Genomic DNA, 19,025 nt, shown 5'->3' on the forward strand with positions numbered 1-19,025 from the left:
GATGAACGCCACTTGATGAGCGTAGACGGGCGCGGTTAGTGCGTGAAATCAGCCATTCAGAATCGAGAAGATCCTGGTCACAGCCCTGCGATCAGGATTTGTGGCCTGGAGTGAGCCAAGTCAGGTCTGACTCCCGCGCGAAACCAGAAAACAGCTCGGATTCAACTACAACTGAGGAGCACGCTCTACGTCGGCACAGGCAGGTGACCGCGATGGCATCTACATCGATCGTTCCATCGCCTCTCCGTACATCGGACTTGACTCTTAGCACCCTGAGATGTCTTGTCTGCTAAGAATGACGAGGTAGCGGCCACTTCCGGGGTTGTCACCGGCTCACTTCAGATGTCGATACAAAGTGGTGCGTCCGACACCGAGGATCTCGGCGATCTCGGCCTGCGCCATGCCGCCGTCACGCATCTTCTTTGCCTGCCGGATCTTGTTGGGGGTCATCTTCGGCGGCCGGCCCCCGGTACGGCCGCGTGCACGGGCCGCGGACAGACCGACCTGCGTGCGCTCACGGATGAGGTTGCGCTCGAACTCGGCGATCGCACCGAAGATCGAAGAGATCAGCCGCCCACCGGAAGTGGTGGTGTCGATAGCTTCGGTCAACGACCACAGGCCCACCCGTCGGACTTCGAGATCCTCGACGACCTGCAGGAGATGCGGCAGGGACCTACCCAGCCGGTCGAGCCGCCACACCACCAGGGTGTCGCCTGCGCGCAGGTGGGTGAACAGATCGGTCAGTTCCGGACGTGCGGTCGTCGCCCCGCTCGCAGTCTCCGTCCAGATCCTCGAACACCCGGCGATGCGCAGAGCGTCGCTCTGCGCATCGAGATGCTGATGAGACCCTCGCGTAGCCCAAAAGTTCGCTCACAGGACGACAGTGTTCCAGAACTCACCGACAACCCGATTTATGCAACATTAGTTTTGGACACGAGTTTTGCAACATCGTCCCCGCAGGTCGGCCGATTCCGGCTGCCCATCTCGCGCGATGTTTCAAATACGTTCGTTCTTGGGATATCGAAATGAGGACCGACCTGACCGAAGCACCTGGAGCGACATCTTTCAAATCTCGTGTCCACAGTCGACGTTTCAATAGTCGGACCTGCACGTGAGTTTCGGGACGATGACAGACGTCTGACTTCGCCTCAAAGTGACACATGAGTCCGATCGGGCGATGTGTAGCTCGCGTGGCGCGGGCGAGATCACAGCCCGTTTGGGGTCGTCGAGTGGTTAAGCTGCCACAGGTGCGCGACAACTACATCGAACGGCCCGTCCATACTCGTCGTCCGGCAACCACCCATACTCGTCGCACCTCCCGCACTTGTCCGGCACCATCCGCGGCGCCGCCAACCCTTGCCAGAGTGGAATCCAGGCCTGCGCGAACCTCATTGGATTGCCCAGACGATGCACTGATTTTGCCGCCGCAACCAACGTCGACACCCCATGCACCTCGATCAACTCGTCGATCGCTGCAGCCGCTTCGGGTTTGAGATATGCGAACGTCGCCGTCAATCCAGCATGCCGACACGCCGCAGCCAGGCCGGCGATGTCGGAACTCAATGGGACGTTCAAAGCCCTTGACGAGCGGTTGGTTTCAGTCCTTGGTATATCAGTACTTATAAGAGCGCCTGGCTCTCCGTCGTCCGCGTCGCCGCCGGTCGGTTTCTCAGGCCCCGGGTTGATAACAGGCTCTTCGTAGATGGTCTGAACGGTGCACCACTGGCCGAGCTCGTTCTGTAACTTCTCGCGCACGAGGTAGCCGAGTTCCGCGAGCTCGCGCAGCGCGGAGCGGATGGCATCACGACCTTCTTTCGGCGACTGCGCGGCGATCGAGTCCGATCGGGTGCGCCAATCGTCCGGCTTCGAAAGTAGCCAGATCAGGACTCCGCGTGCACGGAAGGAGAGGCGGTCGTCGTTGAGGACGGCGTTACTGAGAATGGTGAAATTGCTGGCCAGGCGCGGTCCACGACGCACCCCACCAGCCAAGGTATTCTTGGCCACGTTCGACTCCAGTCAGTCGGACAACCGGCCCGTTGGGAGTTGCCGCTCCTGACGGGCCTTCTTCACTTGTGACGCCGCTCGGAATGGCGACGATCTTGGAATCTTGGCACCGTTCGTACAGCGAACGCAAGACTTTAGTCGAAAATCGCGTGGGTGCAGGAGATTACGGGGTCCGTTCGCGTATTCGCTGTCGGCAGTGGCAGCTCTCGCTGAACGCGGCTTCAGGTCTAACTCGAGACGATGGTGTTCTGCCGCCTCCAGATGAGCCAGCGACCGTCTCGTTTCACGAAGATGTACAGCGCGTTCATCTCCGGCGGATTATCGTCGTCGGCGTCCTGCTTCGTCGACCACGCGTTCTTCCGGGCGGCGATGACGTCGGGAGAAAGCGCGGCGACGTCGCTCAGTTCGTAGTAGGCCGTCGACTCGTTCAGGTAGCCGGCGGCGAGCGCGTCCTCCGATACCTTCTGGATGGCGGTGCGTCCGGAGAGCACGGCGCCTCGCGCATTCACGACGATCGCGTCGTCGGCGAGATGGGCGTTCATCAGTGATGCGTCGTTGGTGTTGAAGCCGTCCTGCACGTCGCGGACGATGGCGCGGATCTGCTCGAGGTCGTGGGGGTCCGGAGTAGTTGTCATGTAGGTGACGGTAGAACCTCGAGCGAGCTCGAGGTCAAGGGTTGGGGCAGGAAGCCGTGGGTGTGCGCGGACGACGAACCCGCACACGCCCACGGCACCGTCAGTAACAGCCAGCACTCGACGGCCGGGACTCAACCCGCGACGAGCGCCGGATCACGAAGGCCGATGCCGCACTCCTGTGCGTTCCAGCTCTCGGACGAGTGCAAAGCCCCATTGCCCAGGTGGAACCGTTCGGGCCGCGCACTGAGTGCGTTGGTGTCGTCGCCACCGGGAAGTGGACCGACGCGCGACGTGCGGGTTTCGGGGGCGACGACGCATCGTGAGCAAGGCAGGGGCAGCGCTGTTCTATGCCGGAGATCCTCGCGCGCAAGCGGGAGATCTTTGAAGACTTCGCTCGCGAAAATGGCACCGCCCAAAGCGCACCCGAAGCCTACGAGGTTTCCGAAGCAGAGCTTGCTCGGGACGTCATTGCCGCCGAGCGCGCACGGTTGTTCTCGAATACGAGGCCGGATGCCGCAGCAACTTGATGCACGCAGATACTGTCGAGCGCCGTTTTCCGCTCACGAGCCTATAGGTTGTCAGGATGGGACGGTCGTCCTGTGCCGATCCAGTGGATCCCGTCGGGACCGGGCGAGTACGGCTCGGGCAGATAGCGAGGATAGAACTCGCCGGTGTGCCAGGCTCCGGCGACCGATTCTGGATCGTCGGGTCGGAATCCTCCTCGCACCGTGGGGAGATGCTCGCACCACCCCACGAGGACGGAGTTGTCGCGGCCCCAGACGCGCACCACCAGGGTCATGATCGAATCGGCCCAGGTCAACCGTTCGATTTCGTAGACTCCGGTGTCCCAGGGTCGCGCCGACAGATGCCTGGTCAGTGCGGACAGAAATCGCATGTCCCAGTCCGACTGCTCGAAGTCCCCGTGCCGCACGGTCGGCAATAGCCACTCTTCATCACCAAGCTCGGCCGTGCTGTAGTACTCGTGTTGGTAGTCGTCTTCGCTGTCTCGGTTGCGGTCCATGGCCGGATTCTTTCAGCGCAGCGCGACTCTTGTCGGTCAACCGCTTCCGGACTACTCGGCGCGCGGTACGCCAATGCGCCCAAGCCCAAATGTGGTCGTATCGAGCCTTCGTCCGTCGCCCTCGGCGTTCCCGCTACATTTCCATTCATACGCACGGGTCGCAGCCGGTGTGTATGGCTGAAAATGTAGCGGGAACAGCTGGACGGCAGTGTATTTCACGGTAGCGTATGTTCGGACGGTGCTAAGGGTCAGCTGTGGGCGAGTGCGGGTTCGTGGATGTCGATGCCGCGTTCCCGTGCATTTCCGAGTGGTTGCTCGGTGAGGTTCGAGTACACGTGAACGTGGCTGCGTTCGCACCATGCGGTCACGTGCTCACCGATCGCGGGCACGTTCTCACTGCCCACCAGGATGGCGAAGGATTCCACGGAGTCGCCTGACTGCACGTGCACGATGCGTTCGCGTCCGGTCGGTTCGATGAGGACGACCCTGCCGTCCACTCGCCAGATCTCCGACGAGTGCAGAGCTCCTTCACCCAAGTGGAACCGTTCGGGCCGCACACCCAGTGTGATGGCGTCGTCGCCACCGAGAAGGGGACCGAAGCGCGACGTGCGGGTTTCGGGGTCGACGCGGAAGAGGTTCATCGGAGGTGTCCCCACGAAACCTGCCACGAACAGGGTCTTCGGCTGCCGGTACAGCTCGTCGGGGGTGCCGAGTTGTTCGATGCGCCCCTTGTTGATGACGGCGATACGGGACGCCATTGCCATCGCGTCGGCCTGGTCGTGGGTGACGTTGATGCCGGTGGCACCCACCGACTGCAGCAGTCCAGCGATCTCCACGCGGAGGGAGGCGTGAAGCTGGGCGTCGAGACCGGAGAGCGGTTCGTCGAGCAACACGATGTTGCTGCGCCGGGCAAGTGCTCTGGCCAGCGCGATGCGTTGACGTTGTCCACCGGACATCTGCCGAGGTTTGCGATCGAGGAGGTGCTCGACCTGCATTCGGGTGGCGATGTCGGTGGCGCGGGCGTCCGCTTCCGCGCGGCTGAGTTTCTTTCCGTGCCGCAGGCCCAAGGTGATGTTCTCGCGACTGCTCAGATGTGGATAGAGGGCGTAGCTCTGGAAAACAATTGCCACATCACGTTTCTCGGGTGGGATCCCGTTCTGCGGTTCACCTCCAAACCGGATCTCACCGGTGTCGACCGCTTCGAGGCCCGCGATGATCCGCAAGAGAGTGGATTTGCCGGAACCGGACGGTCCGAGGATGGCGATGTTCTCACCGGTCTCGACGTCGAGGTCGATGTCTGCGAGTGCCGTGACGTCGCCGAAGGTCTTGGTGACACCCGAGATCTGGACGGCGGTCACGACACGGCTCCTACGATTGCGTTGATGGACTCGACTGCGTCCTGAACGGTGGTGTCGGCGTCGGCACCGGTCTGGAGCTGCTGGTTCATCACTTCGATGATGTCGTAGATCTCGGCGGTGTGTGCGCCGGGGAATCCGCCCCACTGGGTGAGTTCGTTGTCGAAGGTCCACGCGAAGGTCATCTGCGGTGTCGCCTGATCGGATGCCAGCAGTTCGTCGCGAGCAGTGGTGTCCACGGGGATGTAGCTGCGCTGGGTGCCTGACGCCTGCAGCACACTCTCCGGTGTGAGGATCTGGCCGATGAGTTCGTTGCCGAACGCTGCGCGGCACGGATCCTCCGAGAGGACCATGTACCGTTGCCGCCCGCGGGCAGGGCGCGGCTCTGATCGCCTTCGACGGTCGGCAGTTTGATGGGCATCCAGTCGAACTTGTCGCCGATACCTTGGCTGATCGCCGCGATGTTGGAGGTGGTGACCATCGAGATAGGCAACGTGCCCGAGGTGAAGATGTCCATGGCCTGGGTGGCGTCGGGAATTCCGGCCTCCCACCCGTTACTGCCGAGGTCGGACGAGATACGCAGTGCGTCGATACCGGTAGCATCACCGAATGCTGCTGCGCCGTCGGAATCGACGAATGTGCCGCCGGAGGCCTGGATGAGTCCTTGCGCAAACCATTCGGGTAGTCCCGTGGGTGCGATGGAGACGGAGGGCGACCCGGTGTGAGCGGTGACCTTCTCCGCGACGCGCAGAAGATCGTCGTAGGTCTTGATGTCTTCGGCGGTCCCCGCGTCGGATTCGTCGAGCAGGTCCAGGTTGACGACCATGACCGGTGCGGAGATCTGCGCGGGCGCCACGTAGGTGACACCGTCGCGTGCCGTGCCGGCGCCGAGGAACTGCTTCTGGTAGGTGTCGGCCAGAACCGAGGAGTCGAAGGGGACAGGGTTGTACGTATCGACCCAGAACTGCATCTGTCCGAGTCCGGTCATGATGACGTCGGGGCGGTTGCCGACGGCGATGTCCGCGACGATCTGCTGGGTGAGGTCGTCGTAGGAGGTGGATGCTGCCGGTTCCGCGTCGAACGTCAGGCCCGGGTATTTCGCTTCCATCGCCTTCACGGCAGCAGCCATGGATTCGGTTGCCACCGCGTTGAACGCGACATCGATGACGGTTCCTTCAGTGGCGCACTGGGCGACATCGACGGCGGCGGCCACCGACGCTCCGTCCGCGGGTTGGTTCGTGGTGGTGCCGGCGCCGCCGCATGCGGCGAGACCGAAGGTGAGTACGGTGGTGGTGGTGCCGACGAGGACACGTGTGTGAGAACGCATGCGTCTGTTGCTCCTGTAGTGAGGGGGATTCAGCCGGTGATTTCGGTGCCGCTCATGCCCCGGACGAAATGCTTCTGGGCGAAGAGGAATACGGCGACGATGGGTACGGTGACGATCGCAGCACCTGCCGCGAGCGCCGGATAGTCGAATCCGGTGCCGGCATCCTGAAAGATCGCCAGCGCCAGTGGGGGAGTTTGGATCTCGGGGATGCGTGCCACGAGAAGGGGCCACATGTAGTCGTTCCAGTGAACGAAGATCGAGTACACGCTGAAGGCTGCGATGCCGGGCAACGCGATCGGTGTGACAACGCTGACCATGGTGCGGATCGGTCCGAGACCGTCCATCTCGCACGCCTCGAACAGCGCATCCGGAATAGACATCATCTGATTGCGGATCATGAACGTGCCGAGCACCGATGTCGCGAACGGCAGTATCAGTGCGGCCAGGGTGTCACCGAGTCCGACCTGATTGAGGCCGATGAACAGCGGAATCATCGTCACCTGTGCCGGAATGAGCAGGCAGAGCATGACGAAACCGAACACTCGGCCTGTCCACCGCTTTCGGTGCACCGTCAGCACATATGCGGCGGGGATGCAGGTGAGCGGTTGCAGAGCGAGAATGCCGAAGGTGACGGTGAGGCCGACCAGCATGGCATTGCCCAGGGACGCGTCGTTCCACCCGCGCGTAACCGTCGAACGTGAGGGTGTCGGGTAGCAGGGAGAACCCGGAGCCGAACACCTGGTCGTGGTCTGCGACCGAGGTACGGAGCATCCAGTAGAAGGGAATCTCAATAGGGTTTGTCAACAGTGAGGCCGCAGCCGTTCCTTCCTGCATCGGCGCTGCAGGCGGTGTAGGGCCGCAGGGCCTGCATTCGAATGCGCCAGCATTGTTGTACACACAACACATCTCTGACCAGCGCTGACTTACTGCATCATCAGTAGATGACGTCCCGGGACATTGTTCGATCTTGGAAACGTGAAGAGGGTTGGGGCGCGATCGATTGCGCGCAGACCCCTGCTGGCCGCTGGGTCCACTGCAGCGAAGTCAGCACCGCGGGAATCCGAATGCTCACCCCTGGTCAAGAGGTCACCTTCGAACGGCAGAGGACGAGTAGGTCGGTGGAGGGTTTCGCCTTCGTGGCCACCCGCATCCAACCAGTCGAGGCTGGCTGACGATTGCCGGAAGTCGACCTTCGATGGCTATTGACCGTACGGACGCGGAGGCAGCGGGTTGGTCTCATGCCTCTTCCTGTGCGACATGCTCTGCCGCCGCCTGCGTCCAATACCCATCCAGGTAGCCGGTCCCCTCTCGCAACTACAGAAGTACCTGCTCATGTCCACCCTGGTGTCGACGGAGCAGCACATACACGGCAGGTGCCAGCTGGAATCGCTCGACTCCGTTTCCCCGTTTTCTGGATAACCCGGTACCTCGGCGACGACTTCGGCCGAGCGATGCGGCCCCACCATGCCTAACCCGCTCGAAACCGATCATCGGTCGCGATCGCCGTTTCGGGCAGTAGGAAACGGCCGCAACTCTGCGCATGCGATGGAGGCGCCTTCCGCACCGGCCAGGTGCCGAGGAGAAGCTGTCTATCGCGTAAGTTCAAAACGCCTCGGACAGCCAACGGAAGGTTCATTGACAATGCGAAAGCTACTGGTGATCGCGGCCGCGACCGCGACACTCGGCCTCGGAATTCCCGCCACCGCCGCCGCCGCCCCACCGCAAGGGCCATGGCCCATCCCCTCGGGACCATGCGACTACATCGGCCCCAATTCCCTGGAGTGCCTGCTGATCACCATCCTGACGACAGGATCGGCGAACACCGGATCGGCCGAGACCCTTTCGGCAGGCTGACCAGCAAGCACACACCATGGCGCCCCACCTACTTCTAGATGGGGCGCCATGGTGTGTTCCGGCTCCATCGCACGGGGCTTCCGAGGCGGACCCGACCAGGTAAGGTTCGATACAGCCATTCTTCCGGTGGTCCAACCCTGCCTCATCTGAGCACACACATCTGGGCTACCAAACAGCACACAGCGGACATCGCAATTACGCCGCTGCAGTAGTGGTCGGCCCGCGCTGATAGACGGTGTTATCGCGCACCATTGCCCACAACACATTCGACCTGCGTCTGGCCAACTGAATCTCGATCATGCGTCGAGGTGCGCCGTCGACCTTCACCGCGAGGATGTCCGTACGCTCGAGTCCATCGCGGGTGAACGCCGGGGCTCATCCGCGGCGCGCAAGCTCCGCGGCGACACAGTGCTCGCCGATTGTCTTGGTTTGCTTCGTATCCACCATGTACCGATTGTAATTTCGATTGCGCAATGAGTTCAGATCGTCGTTCGGAACAACCTTCGTGCGTTCGACGAGGGCCGAGTCCCCGACGAAGTTCGACTTGTGTGGTTCTACCCCCGGCAAGCGGGGTGGGCTCGGCAACAGCCTCGGCCTTCGCTGCCCGGCAAGGGTTTCGCTGAAACCCGAGCCAACTCGTGGGCAAATAGCACACAATGGATTTCGTAAACGAATCATCAAGGGGGAAAGTTAGTTCAAGGTCAAATAGCTTCCCGCTCCGGTCTGGTATGCGGGAGGGCCGGCGTTTGCAGGATGCGTGATGATCGAAGCAGCCTTGGGAGTTCATGCGACGAACCACGAGCACGAGGAGGATTGCTCCGGACCGCCCGTATGTATCGACGACGACACGGGTGGTGTGGCGCTCGCAAGACTGCTTGCCATTGCGACGTTGACCCCCGCGCAGGCGGCACTGCTCGTCACGGATGTCGTCGATCAACTCGAACTCGCACACGGCCGGGGCCGTCCCCCGATCCGTTTCCGAAACGATGCTGTAATGGTGTCCGGAGCCGGACACCTCACGATCCGGTCGACCGGCGATGCCGGGTCCTGGGACGAGGTGCGCGACGCGGCGGCGGGTCTGCTTCACCGGATCGTGACGAACTGCAGCAGTGAGGTACTTGCAGACCGAGTTGACGTGGCGATCGCCGAGTCGTCGGACATCGTAGGCCTGGCGAGACGGGTTCGTTACTCTGCCGCAACCGAATTCGACGACGCCGAGATCGGAAGGAAACGATCACAGATCGCCGCGCTCGTCACGGCTGTGAAGGGGCGTGCTGGCACGGAGGATGCTGCGGCAGAACGGACGGACGTACCGATCTCGGCGTCCGGCCGGAACCGTCGGCACCCGTTCGCGGGGAAGGTGTGGCATCGCAGGAGGAGACGGCTGTCGAAGCGCCGGGGGATTCTCGCGTTGCTCGCCGTGCTACTCATCGTCGGGATGGTGTGGGCGGCTCCCACCGCGTGGTCGGAGCTGAACCGGGCCTGGCGCACACTTCTCGACCCGGTGGAGTCGTCGATGGATGATCGGATCAGTCCGGTTTCGCCGCCGGCCGAGCCGGAAACCGGACCCGGGCCCGTCGATACGGCTCTTCCGGGCGCCGCCGGCCCGATCACTCAGGTGGCCGCGACCTTCGCGAGCGGCCCGTGCGAGGCAGGACGGTCGTGCACGGTGCGGGTCGATGTGAGACTCGACCCCGCTGTGAGCGTGGGCGCGGTGACCTGGAATCCGACCGTCTACGACCGATGTACCGGCGCGACGCTGCCCGGTGGGGACGTCACGATTCCGGTCCCGCCGGGTGCGCAGGAGGCATACGGCATCGGCAGCGTCGACCTGCCGCCGAGCTCGGCGCTTGCCGTCGCCGCTGTCACCACCGTCCCCGCCGCCACCGCGTCCGAACCGATGTACGTTCCCAGCGAGAACGCAACCTGCTCGCCCGGGAGCCCCAGTGACGGCGGATAGACGACCCTCCGATCCCTGGCTCGTCACGGCGGCCGTCGCGCTGGTCGCCCTCGGGATGCTCAACATGATCGCGACGGGCATGTCGTCGCTCGCCGTGCGTCACGCCGTGCTCGCCGCCGTGGGGCTGGGAGCGATGTGGGCGGCCTCGCGCACACGGATCGCTGCCTTGAGTCGTTTCGGGTGGGCGTCATTCGCCGCCTCGGTGGTGCTGCTCGCGGCGGTGCCATTGATCGGGATCGCGACGAAAGGCGCTCAGCGCTGGCTGAACCTCGGTGTGTTCACCCTCCAGCCCTCCGAGATCGCCAAGCTTGCACTGGTTCTGGTGCCCGCCTCGATCCTGGCCGCCGGGTACACGTTCGGCAGGTTCGTCCAAGTCCTGGCCGTGTCGGCGGTGCCGATCGTGTTGGTTGCGGTGCAGCCCGACCTGTCGACCGCCGTGGTGCTCGCGGCCACCGTGCTGCTCATGCTGATCCTGGCGCGGGTGCCGTGGCGGACCCTGGGCCCACTGTTCGCGCTCGGGCTCGTCTCCCTGCCGCTGGCCGTGCTGTTCCTGCGTCCGTATCAGCTCGAGCGGATCCACGTGTTCCTGTCGAACGACGCCGACCCGCAGGGGTCGGGGTGGGCCGCGTGGCAGGCGGACATCGCAATCGGCAGCGCGGGTTGGTGGGGTCTCGGACGGGAACCGGACTACGACCTGCGATCCCAATACCTGCCCGAGTCGGAACACGACCTGGCCTTCGCAAGCCTGGTGTACGGGTGGGGTCTCGCTGCCGGCATAGCCGTCGTGGTCGCCGTCGTGATCATCGTGTGGCGATGCGTTCTCGCCGCCCGGCTCGCACGGACCCGGGAAGGGGCGCTCGTCGCGGCCGGCGTCGGCGGACTGTTCGGGATCCACACCGCGGTGTCCGTCGCCCAAAGCCTGTCGCTGCTGCCGCACACCGGCATGCCGATTCCGGTGTTCAGCTACGGGGGCACAGCCTCGATCATCGGGTTCGTGTCCATCGGCCTGGTGCTGGCGGTACGCCGGGACGGTGTGACGCGACCCCTGTGGGTGACCGAGCCCCATCGGAGACGGCTGCCGCGAGTGGTGTCGGTGGGCGCGCTGACGTTGACGGCCTCGCTGGTCGCGATGTCGGTGTTCGCGTGGCAGTTGCAGAGCGACCAGGGTACGGAACTGCGCGCGACCAGCGACACGCAGATGCTGCGCTGCATCCGCCTGCCTGCCGAGCGCGGTCACATCCTCGATCGGGCCGGTGTTCGCGTCGCGGCCAATGCCGACGAGTACACGGTCGCGGTGGTCGCGCGGATGTTCGACGAGGGAGACCCGGCGGTGCGTGACGAACTCGCGGCTCTGCTCGGTATCACCCCGGAACAGTTGGGGGAGGCACTCCGAGATGGCGACGGAGAGCTGCAGGTGACGCTCGGACGGGTCGGACCCGAGCAGGCCCGGGCCATCGTGGACGCCCAGCTGCCCTGGGTGCTCGTCTACCCGACGGGCCGCAGACACTACCCGCACGGGGAAGTGCTGGCGTCGGTCCTCGGATACGTCGGGATCGCGGACCAGCAGGACATGCAGGCCTGGCCGAATCTCGCCCTCGGATCACGGGTGGGCAAGGCCGGGCTGGAGAGGCAGTACGACGCGTTGTTGCGCGGCGTCGACGGCAGGCAGTGCATGTATGTCGATCCGTCCGGGCGTCCCGTCGGCACAGGGGAGCGGGTGGACCCGATTCGTGGCCACGACCTGTGGCTGCACCTCGACCTCGGCATGCAACAAGCCGCGACCGATGCGCTCACCCAGGCCGTGCGCAGCAGTGGCGGCGACCTCGGCGCGGCGGTCGTGATGGACGCTCGCACCGGGGCCGTGCTGGCGTTGGCCAGCGTGCCCGGTTACGACAACAACGTCTACGGCCCCCCGGTCGATCCGGTTGCGCTCGCGGCACAGACCGACGGCGACGGACCGGGCCGCATGCTCAATCACGCCGTCCAGACGGCGGTACCTCCCGGCTCGACCTTCAAGATCGTGACTGCCTCGTCGAACGCGGCGTTCCATGTGCTGTCGCCGGACGCAGCCCTCGCCGGCGGCGCGGCCTACACCTACGGCGGCCACACGTTCGCGAACTGGCAACCGATGGGACCGAACAGCCTGCTCGGGGCGATCCAGTGGTCGGACAACGTGTACTTCTACCAGCTTGCCGACCTCATTGGACCTGAGCGCATCGCGACCACCGCCACCGAACTCGGGGTGGGCTCACGCTCGGGAATCGACCTGCCCAGCGAATCCGAGGGCTTCCTCGGCACACCGGAGAACGTCGGGAGTATCGGCGGAACCTGGTACCCGGGATCGACGCTGCTGATGGGAATCGGTCAGGGCACCGTCACCGCCACGCCGCTGCAGGTGGCGCGCTGGACATCGGGCATTGCCTCGGGCGCGACGGTGACCCCGCAGCTCGCGGCGGCCTACGGTCCAGCGGGCACTGTGCCTGTGCCCACCGCCGAACCGCGTCGGTTGTCCTTCGCGGACGAACTCGAACCCGTGCGCGCGGGGATGCGGGCGTCGGCGTCGGCCGGTACTGCCGGTCAACTCGCGAGTCTGCCGGTGCCGGCCGCCGCCAAGACCGGTACGGCAGAGGATCCGTCGGCGCCCGGCAAGGGCCTCAATGCCTGGTTCTCGGCGGTGGTACCTGCCGACGCGCCGGAGGTCGTGGTGACGGCATTGGTGCGCGGCGGCGGATTCGGGTCGGCGACGTCCGGTCCGGTCGTCAAGGGTCTGCTCGAGCATTACCTCGCGCAGATCCGTGCACCGAACCCCTGAGTGGTCAGGCGGCGTACGCGGCGATCACGTCGCGCTGCGCCATGCACGCGGTGGCGCCTTCGGCGACGCAGGTGAGTGGTCGCTCGGCCGTCTTCACCGGCAGGCCGAATGCCTCTTCGAGCAGTTGCGGCACGCCGCGCAGCATCGACCCTCCGCCGATCGCCAGGATGCCTTCGGACATGACGTCGCTGATTGCGCGCGGTGGCAGGTCGTCCAGGCAGGTCGACAGCGTCTGCACGATGCTCGTCGTGGTGGGCCGGATGGCGTCCATGACCTCTTCGGTCTCCAACGTGACGAGACGCGCGCGCCCGGTCGCGGCGTCGCGGCCCTCCACGACGAGCGATCGTTCGTCGGCGGTGTCGGGCGCGCCCAGCTTGGCGCGCTCGGCGGTGAGTTCGCTGACCACGATCTTGTGTTCCGCGCGCAGGTACCGGAGTATCGCGCTGGTCAGATCATCCCCGGCGATGCGGCAACTGCGGTGGGAGAGGATGCCGCCGTAGCAGAGCGTGGTGACTTCCGACGTGCCACCGCCGATGTCGACGACGAGGTGCGCTCGCGGTTCGAGCGGGTCGATCCCGCAGCCGAGGGCGCCCGCGACCGGTCCGGGTATCAACCCGACCTTCCGGAGACCGGCCTCCTGTCCGACCTCGAGTAGTGCGCGACGCTCGAGCGGCGTGGCGCTCACGGGCGCTGCGAGGACGGCCGTCGGACGCATGCCGTAGCGGCGACGTGGGGCGACCTTGGCGAGGACGGCCGTGACATATGCCCGTGCGGTCTCCAGATCCACAATCACCCCGTCGCATATCGGACGGACCGGTGCGATCCCAGGCGGCGTGCGGTCGAGGAGATCGCTCGCGTCCCGTCCGATCGCGAGTGCTCGGCGTCGCTCCGTCGTTCGAACCATCATCAGCGACGGCTCGTTCAGGACTATGCCCTCGTCGGGGATCCCGACGACGGTGTTGGCTGTTCCGAGATCGATACCGAATCCACGCACGTCGGGCCTCCGGGAAGATTCCAGCAGGGTGTTCAGATGATGTGTGACAGAGGCATTGGGAATGGGGGCGTACCAAAGTTACCGCTGTCGATTGCCTCGGAGAGTCGTGTTCGCCGGAATGATATTCACTTCGTAACCCGAGTGACCGGACCGTGACCTCCGTTCGATGTCGGGCGAACGGCCATTCGTCGTCTCCCGAATGAATTACGTTGCACTGCAACGGAGAACAACTGCGATCGTGCACTTTCCCTCGCTTCGCCTCGATCCAGCCCTCTTGCCGCGGTCGACGGCATCGCTGTGTTCGGCACACTCGCCGCGAGCTACATCGCCCTGCCGGTCGGTGGTCTGACTTTCGGGCATTTCGGTGACAAGCTGGGCCCCAAGTCGATGCTGGTGATCACCATGGTCATGATGGGCATCGCGAGCTTCGCCTTTGGCATCTTGCCCACCTACGAGCAGATCGGCATCCTGGCGCGCATTCTTCTCGTGACGATGCGCGTGATTCAGGGCGTAGCCGTCGGTGGCGAGTGGGGCGGAGCAGCGCTGATGTTCGCGGAGCATGCGGATCCGCGTCGTCGCGAGTTCTGGACCTGGGTTCGCCGAGCGGGTTTCTGCTGTCGACGCTCGCGATGATGACGGCAACGTTGCTGCCCGACTCGTCGAGCCGGTACCGCAGCTGCTCCGCACTCCGCATCCGCTCATCCTCGCGCGCGGTGGGTACGGTCCCTTCGCTCTGACCGGCTACGCCAAAGGATGTACCCTCTGCCGACAATCGTCGGGTTTCTACTCGGGACCAGCGGGGGAGGAACTAGCGTGTGCTACGGGGATGGTCTCGCAGCAAGGAGCGCTGACGCATGGGACGACTCGACGGCAAGGTCGCGTTCATCACCGGAGCTGCTCGGGGACAAGGTCGCAGTCACGCCGTGGTGCCCGCGCAGCATGGTGCCGACATCATCGCCACCGATATCTGCGCGCCGGTGGCCTCGGTCGGTTATCCGTTGGCAACTGCAGAGGATCTCGCCGAAACGGTCCGCCAGGTGGAGAGTGTGGGGTGCAGGATCGTCGCGGCCGAAGCAGATGTGCGAGACGGTGCCGCCATGAAGTCTGTCGTCGATGACGCGGTGGCGCACTTGGGGAGGCTCGACGTAGTGATCGCGAACGCCGGGATTCTGAGCCTCGGCCTGGTCGAGAACCTCACCGACGGCATGTGGGACGACATGATCGATATCAATCTGTCGGGGGTGTTCAAGACGGTGCGGGCCGCGCTGCCGCACGTGAAGGCCACCGGAGACGGAGGCGCGATTGTGTTGGTCAGCTCCACCTCGGGGATCAAGGGTTACGGCAATCTGGCGCACTACGTCGCTGCCAAGCACGGGGTCGTCGGGATGATGAAGGCGCTCGCCAACGAGTTGGCGCCACAGATGATCCGCGTCAATTCGGTGCATCCGACGTTCGTGGACACCGACATGATCCACAACGAGTACACGTACCACGTGTTCAATCCTACGAAGAAGCCCTCGGAGATCATCCGCGACGAGGCCGCAGCGGTCTTCACGACAGTGAGCGCGTTACCGATCCCGTGGGTCGAATCCGTTGATGTCAGCAACGCGATTTTGTGGCTGGTCAGCGACGCGGCGCGTTACATCACCGGCGTCCAATTGCCGGTCGATGCCGGCGCGGTCATCAAATAGGCGCGTATCGTCGTCGTGCTCGTCTTCGAGAGCAGTGTGGTCTGTGGGGTATCCAGGCCTGCGCGAATCGCATGGGGTCGCTGGGGCGATGCACTCCATGCACCTCGATCAACCCGTCGGTCGCCGCAGCCGCCTCGGGTTTGAGATATGCGAACGTCGCCGTCAGCCCCGCATGCCGACTTGCCGTGGCCAGTCCGGCGATGTCGGGGCTGAGTGGGACGTTCAAAGCCCGTGACGGGCAGTTGGTTTCCGTTCTTGGTTGATCAGTAGGATAAGAGCGCCTGGCCCTCCGTCGTCCGCGTCGCCCCGGTCGGTTTCTCAGGCCCCGGTGTGATGACAGGCTCTTCGTAGATGGTCTGGACGGTGCACCACTGGTCGAGCTCGTTCTGGAATTTCTCGCGCACGAGGCAGCCGAGTTCGGCGAGTTCGCGCAGCGCGGAGCGGATGGCGTCGCGGCCTTCTTTCGGGGACTGCGCGGCGATTTTAACTCGAGACGATGGTGTTCTGCCGCCTCCAAATGAGCCAGCGACCGCCCCGCTTCACGAAGATGTACAGCGCGTTCATCTCCGGCGGATCACCGTCGTCGGCGTCCTGCTTCGTAGACCATGCGTTCTTCCGGGCGACGATGACGTCGGCGGAGAGGCCGGCGACGTCGCTCAGTTCGTAGTAGGCCGTCGACTCGTTCAGGTAGCCGGCGGCGAGTGCGTCCTCGGAAGCCTTCTGGATGGCGGCGCGTCCGAAGAGGACGGCACCTCGTGCATTCACGACGATCGCGTCGTCGGCGAGATGGGCGTTCATCAGTGATGCGTCGTTGGTGTTGAAGCCCTCCTGCACGTCGCGGACGATCGTCTGGATCTGTTCGAGGTCACGGTGGTCTGGAGTAGTTGATGTCATGTGGGCGACAGTAGGACCTCGAGTTGGCTCGAGGTCAAGGACCGACCGACAGTTCTACGATCCGGGGAGTTCGGCGCCCATCGAACCGACCTTGTCGCCTACCGTGGACGAGTGTCGTCACAGCCGGACCCGAGACCACCGCGTAGCCGTCCCCTGGCGGCTCCCGAATCGGATTGGGACGCGATCCGTACCTGGACCGACGACAAGTACATGCGGTTCGACGTGCAGCCGATCGGTCGGAACATCATCCCCGCGTCGTCGATGTTCTCGGTGCAGATCAGCACCATCACGATGACGCGTTTCTGCTACGGCGTGGAGGTCGACCTTCGGAATTTCGACGCCGACGCGGGAAACGTCCTCGTGCTGACCACCCTGCAAGGATCGACTCGTCACGCTGCAGGAACACGCGACGAGACAGAGCTGACCGTGGGTGGGACCTTCGTCGCAGACTGCAGCAGGGTGGACTATCGGCTCGGCGCGGCACCCGACCATCTCCAGCTGAACCTGACGATTCCGCACCGACTCCTGTCCGATCTGGCATTGCAGTGGTGGGGCCACGTCCCAGGCGAACGGTTGTGGAGCCACCGGTGCCCGATCGGTGGGCAGAACAGTCCGTGGCTGGCGCTGCTCGAGTACGCAGCGCGAACGGCGTCGACGGCGCCCCAGGCCGTCGCCACCGGGAGGGTCGGCCGGAATCTCGAGGAGATGATCGCCGCTCACCTACTCGACGAGTGGTCGCGCTCTGCAGGCGTCGATCTCTCCGAGCCCTCCTCCGTTGCGGCGCCCGGGTATGTGCGGGCAGCCGTGCAATACATGGACGAGCACGTCAAGGACCTGCCGACCGTCGCCGAGACAGCGCTGGCGGCAGGTGTCAGCGTTCGCGCGCTGAACGGCGCATTCAACAAATACGTGGGAATGTCGCCGCGCGCATATCTCATCGAGCGTCGGCTGCACGGCGTCCACCGCGCACTGAGCGCGGGAGCGTTGTCAGTGTCGGCGGCTGCCCACGAATGGGGTTACGTCAATATGGGTGTTTTTGCAGCCGCCTATCGCCGCCGATTCGGGGAGAACCCGTCGGAGACGCTGGCTCGGCGGCGTAACGGCTGAACACCCCGTTGCTGCCGATTGCAGATGGTTACTGCCGATCGTGGACGTATCAGGGTGAGGGATCCCCATACCTTTCGTTGTGCTGCTCATCACACCGAAAGGATCGACATGTCCACGCTGAAACAGTCTCCGTTGAAGTCGACGCTCGACGATGCCCTCGCCGATGTCACGACGGGTTCCAACGGACCCGATCGGGTTGCCGGTGTCGCGGCCGCGGTCACGCGCTCGGCCGGGCCCGTGTACGAAGGTGCGGCAGGGGTCCGGTCGTTGAACGATGTGGCACCCATGACGACCGATTCGGTGTTCGCGATGTTCTCCACCACCAAGGCCATCACCGGAACGACGGTGCTTCAATGCGTCGAGGAGGGGTTGCTCGACCTCGACGCTCCTGCCTCGGACTACATTCCTGAGATCGCAGACCTGTGCGTCGCAGAGGGGTTCGATGATGCCGGAGCCCTGAAGCTGCGCGCGCCCAATACCCCGATCACCACACGAATGCTCCTGTTGCACACGGCCGGATTCGGCTACTCGTTCTTCGACGAGACGTATCATCGTCTCCTCGTCGACGGCGTGCATCCCAGTGTCATCACAGCGACTCGCGCGGCTTTGAACACCCCGTTGTTGTTCGAGCCGGGTACCCGGTGGAACTACGGGTCCAACATCGATTGGGCGGGGCTGGTGGTCGAGGCCATTCGTGGAAAGCGGCTGGGGAAGGTCATGGCAGAACGGGTCTTCCGGCCACTCGGTATGAGCGACACGGCGTTCCGTCTGACGCCGTCGATGGAAGAGCGGCGGACCGAGATCCACCAACGCGGAGCCGACGGCACACTGGAACCGACCGGTCTGGTGCTGCCGCAGGAACCCGAGGTGGATATGGGTGGCCATGGTCTGTATTCGACCGTCGGTGACTACAGCCGTTTTCTGCGAATGTGGCTGAACGACGGCGAAGGTGAGCACGGACGGGTGCTGCGGCCGGAAACCGTTGCGAACGCTGCGGTCAACGGTCTCGGCGACCTTCAGGTGACCATGTTGCCCGGTGTCGAGCCGGAGCTGTCGAACGACGCAGAATTCTTTCCGGGCCAGCGCAAGACGTGGGCCTACACCTTCATGGTCAACGAAGAGCAAGCGCCCACGGGTCGCAGCGCCGGATCCTTGAGTTGGGCCGGCCTGGCAAATCTGTACTACTGGATCGATCGCAGTGCTGATGTCGCCGGTATCTGGGCGACGCAGATTCTGCCGTTCGCCGACCGCGCATCTGTCGACGGATTCCTCGAATTCGAGTCACGCGTGTATCGCTCGCTGGACTGATCAGTGGCAGGGCGTCCGGGGTGCCCTGACGCCCTGCCGTACACCCACCGGTGACTCGGTCGT

19 protein-coding genes are annotated in these 19,025 nt (G+C 64.3%); 9 read left to right on the top strand and 10 right to left on the bottom strand.

The genetic code is table 11. The features are described from left to right. Positions 1-333: 333 nt before the first annotated feature. The 3 genes from Q7514_RS24365 to Q7514_RS24375 all read right to left on the bottom strand — a co-directional run bounded on the left by Q7514_RS24365 (position 334) and on the right by Q7514_RS24375 (position 2,639). Entirely contained in the window at positions 334-813 is a 480-nt protein-coding gene (locus tag Q7514_RS24365; protein ID WP_330136026.1) for a recombinase family protein, read from the bottom strand. Positions 814-1,233: 420 nt separating this feature from the next. After that, positions 1,234-2,004, bottom strand: a complete 771-nt coding sequence (locus Q7514_RS24370) for a helix-turn-helix domain-containing protein (RefSeq protein ID WP_330135841.1) — start codon at positions 2,002-2,004, stop codon at positions 1,234-1,236. Positions 2,005-2,231: 227 nt separating this feature from the next. Next, complete coding sequence (locus tag Q7514_RS24375; RefSeq protein ID WP_330135842.1) at positions 2,232-2,639, bottom strand: SgcJ/EcaC family oxidoreductase; 408 nt, start codon at positions 2,637-2,639, stop codon at positions 2,232-2,234. Positions 2,640-2,986: 347 nt separating this feature from the next. Here Q7514_RS24375 and Q7514_RS24380 point away from each other — a divergent pair, with 347 nt between their 5' ends. After that, positions 2,987-3,166, top strand: a complete 180-nt coding sequence (locus Q7514_RS24380; protein WP_330135843.1) for a hypothetical protein — start codon at positions 2,987-2,989, stop codon at positions 3,164-3,166. 41 nt (positions 3,167-3,207) lie between these two features. On the opposite strand, the gene Q7514_RS24385 is transcribed toward Q7514_RS24380, so the two are convergent. The 5 genes from Q7514_RS24385 to Q7514_RS24405 all read right to left on the bottom strand — a co-directional run bounded on the left by Q7514_RS24385 (position 3,208) and on the right by Q7514_RS24405 (position 6,992). Further along, positions 3,208-3,660, bottom strand: a complete 453-nt coding sequence (locus tag Q7514_RS24385; RefSeq protein ID WP_330135844.1) for a hypothetical protein — start codon at positions 3,658-3,660, stop codon at positions 3,208-3,210. A gap of 248 nt (positions 3,661-3,908) precedes the next feature. Further along, positions 3,909-5,018, bottom strand: a complete 1,110-nt coding sequence (locus Q7514_RS24390; RefSeq protein WP_330135845.1) for an ABC transporter ATP-binding protein — start codon at positions 5,016-5,018, stop codon at positions 3,909-3,911. Beyond that, complete coding sequence (locus Q7514_RS24395) at positions 5,015-5,254, bottom strand: hypothetical protein (protein WP_330135846.1); 240 nt, start codon at positions 5,252-5,254, stop codon at positions 5,015-5,017. Before Q7514_RS24395 ends, Q7514_RS24390 begins: the two co-directional genes overlap by 4 nt. After that, on the bottom strand, positions 5,197-6,342 hold the full coding sequence (locus tag Q7514_RS24400) for an ABC transporter substrate-binding protein (protein ID WP_330135847.1): 1,146 nt from the start codon (positions 6,340-6,342) through the stop codon (positions 5,197-5,199). The genes Q7514_RS24395 and Q7514_RS24400 overlap by 58 nt, the downstream gene beginning before the upstream one ends. Before the next feature lie 29 nt (positions 6,343-6,371). Continuing rightward, positions 6,372-6,992: a carbohydrate ABC transporter permease gene (locus Q7514_RS24405; RefSeq protein WP_330135848.1), complete on the bottom strand. Its 621-nt coding sequence runs from the start codon at positions 6,990-6,992 to the stop codon at positions 6,372-6,374. A gap of 291 nt (positions 6,993-7,283) precedes the next feature. On the opposite strand from Q7514_RS24405, the gene Q7514_RS33255 reads away from it, so the two are divergent. From Q7514_RS33255 to Q7514_RS24420, 4 genes are all read left to right on the top strand, one after another. Then, on the top strand, positions 7,284-7,514 hold the full coding sequence (locus Q7514_RS33255; RefSeq protein WP_408016176.1) for a cold-shock protein: 231 nt from the start codon (positions 7,284-7,286) through the stop codon (positions 7,512-7,514). A 469-nt stretch (positions 7,515-7,983) separates the two neighbouring features. Continuing rightward, positions 7,984-8,196, top strand: a complete 213-nt coding sequence (locus tag Q7514_RS24410) for a hypothetical protein (protein WP_330135849.1) — start codon at positions 7,984-7,986, stop codon at positions 8,194-8,196. A 760-nt stretch (positions 8,197-8,956) separates the two neighbouring features. Further along, positions 8,957-10,156 (top strand): hypothetical protein, encoded by a 1,200-nt coding sequence (locus tag Q7514_RS24415; protein ID WP_330135850.1) that lies wholly within the window; start codon positions 8,957-8,959, stop codon positions 10,154-10,156. Further along, a complete protein-coding gene (locus tag Q7514_RS24420; RefSeq protein ID WP_330135851.1) occupies positions 10,143-12,968 on the top strand; it encodes an FtsW/RodA/SpoVE family cell cycle protein in 2,826 nt (941 codons plus the stop codon). Before Q7514_RS24415 ends, Q7514_RS24420 begins: the two co-directional genes overlap by 14 nt. Before the next feature lie 4 nt (positions 12,969-12,972). Here Q7514_RS24420 and Q7514_RS24425 read toward each other — a convergent pair whose 3' ends face one another. Further along, entirely contained in the window at positions 12,973-13,962 is a 990-nt protein-coding gene (locus tag Q7514_RS24425; protein ID WP_330135852.1) for a rod shape-determining protein, read from the bottom strand. Positions 13,963-14,259: 297 nt separating this feature from the next. Here Q7514_RS24425 and Q7514_RS24430 point away from each other — a divergent pair, with 297 nt between their 5' ends. Together Q7514_RS24430 and Q7514_RS24435 are read left to right on the top strand one after the other, a co-directional pair. After that, positions 14,260-14,595, top strand: a complete 336-nt coding sequence (locus Q7514_RS24430) for an MFS transporter (RefSeq protein ID WP_330135853.1) — start codon at positions 14,260-14,262, stop codon at positions 14,593-14,595. A 221-nt stretch (positions 14,596-14,816) separates the two neighbouring features. Continuing rightward, positions 14,817-15,653: a mycofactocin-coupled SDR family oxidoreductase gene (locus Q7514_RS24435; RefSeq protein WP_330135854.1), complete on the top strand. Its 837-nt coding sequence runs from the start codon at positions 14,817-14,819 to the stop codon at positions 15,651-15,653. A 483-nt stretch (positions 15,654-16,136) separates the two neighbouring features. Here Q7514_RS24435 and Q7514_RS24440 read toward each other — a convergent pair whose 3' ends face one another. Beyond that, a complete protein-coding gene (locus Q7514_RS24440; protein WP_330135855.1) occupies positions 16,137-16,547 on the bottom strand; it encodes a YybH family protein in 411 nt (136 codons plus the stop codon). A gap of 111 nt (positions 16,548-16,658) precedes the next feature. Between Q7514_RS24440 and Q7514_RS24445 the strand changes: the two genes are divergently transcribed. Together Q7514_RS24445 and Q7514_RS24450 are read left to right on the top strand one after the other, a co-directional pair. After that, positions 16,659-17,654 (top strand): AraC family transcriptional regulator, encoded by a 996-nt coding sequence (locus tag Q7514_RS24445; RefSeq protein WP_330135856.1) that lies wholly within the window; start codon positions 16,659-16,661, stop codon positions 17,652-17,654. 108 nt (positions 17,655-17,762) lie between these two features. After that, positions 17,763-18,962, top strand: a complete 1,200-nt coding sequence (locus Q7514_RS24450; protein ID WP_330135857.1) for a serine hydrolase domain-containing protein — start codon at positions 17,763-17,765, stop codon at positions 18,960-18,962. Positions 18,963-19,025 lie beyond the last annotated feature (63 nt).

It is taken from the genome of Rhodococcus artemisiae (assembly GCF_036327795.1).
Lineage (GTDB): Bacteria > Actinomycetota > Actinomycetes > Mycobacteriales > Mycobacteriaceae > Rhodococcus > Rhodococcus artemisiae.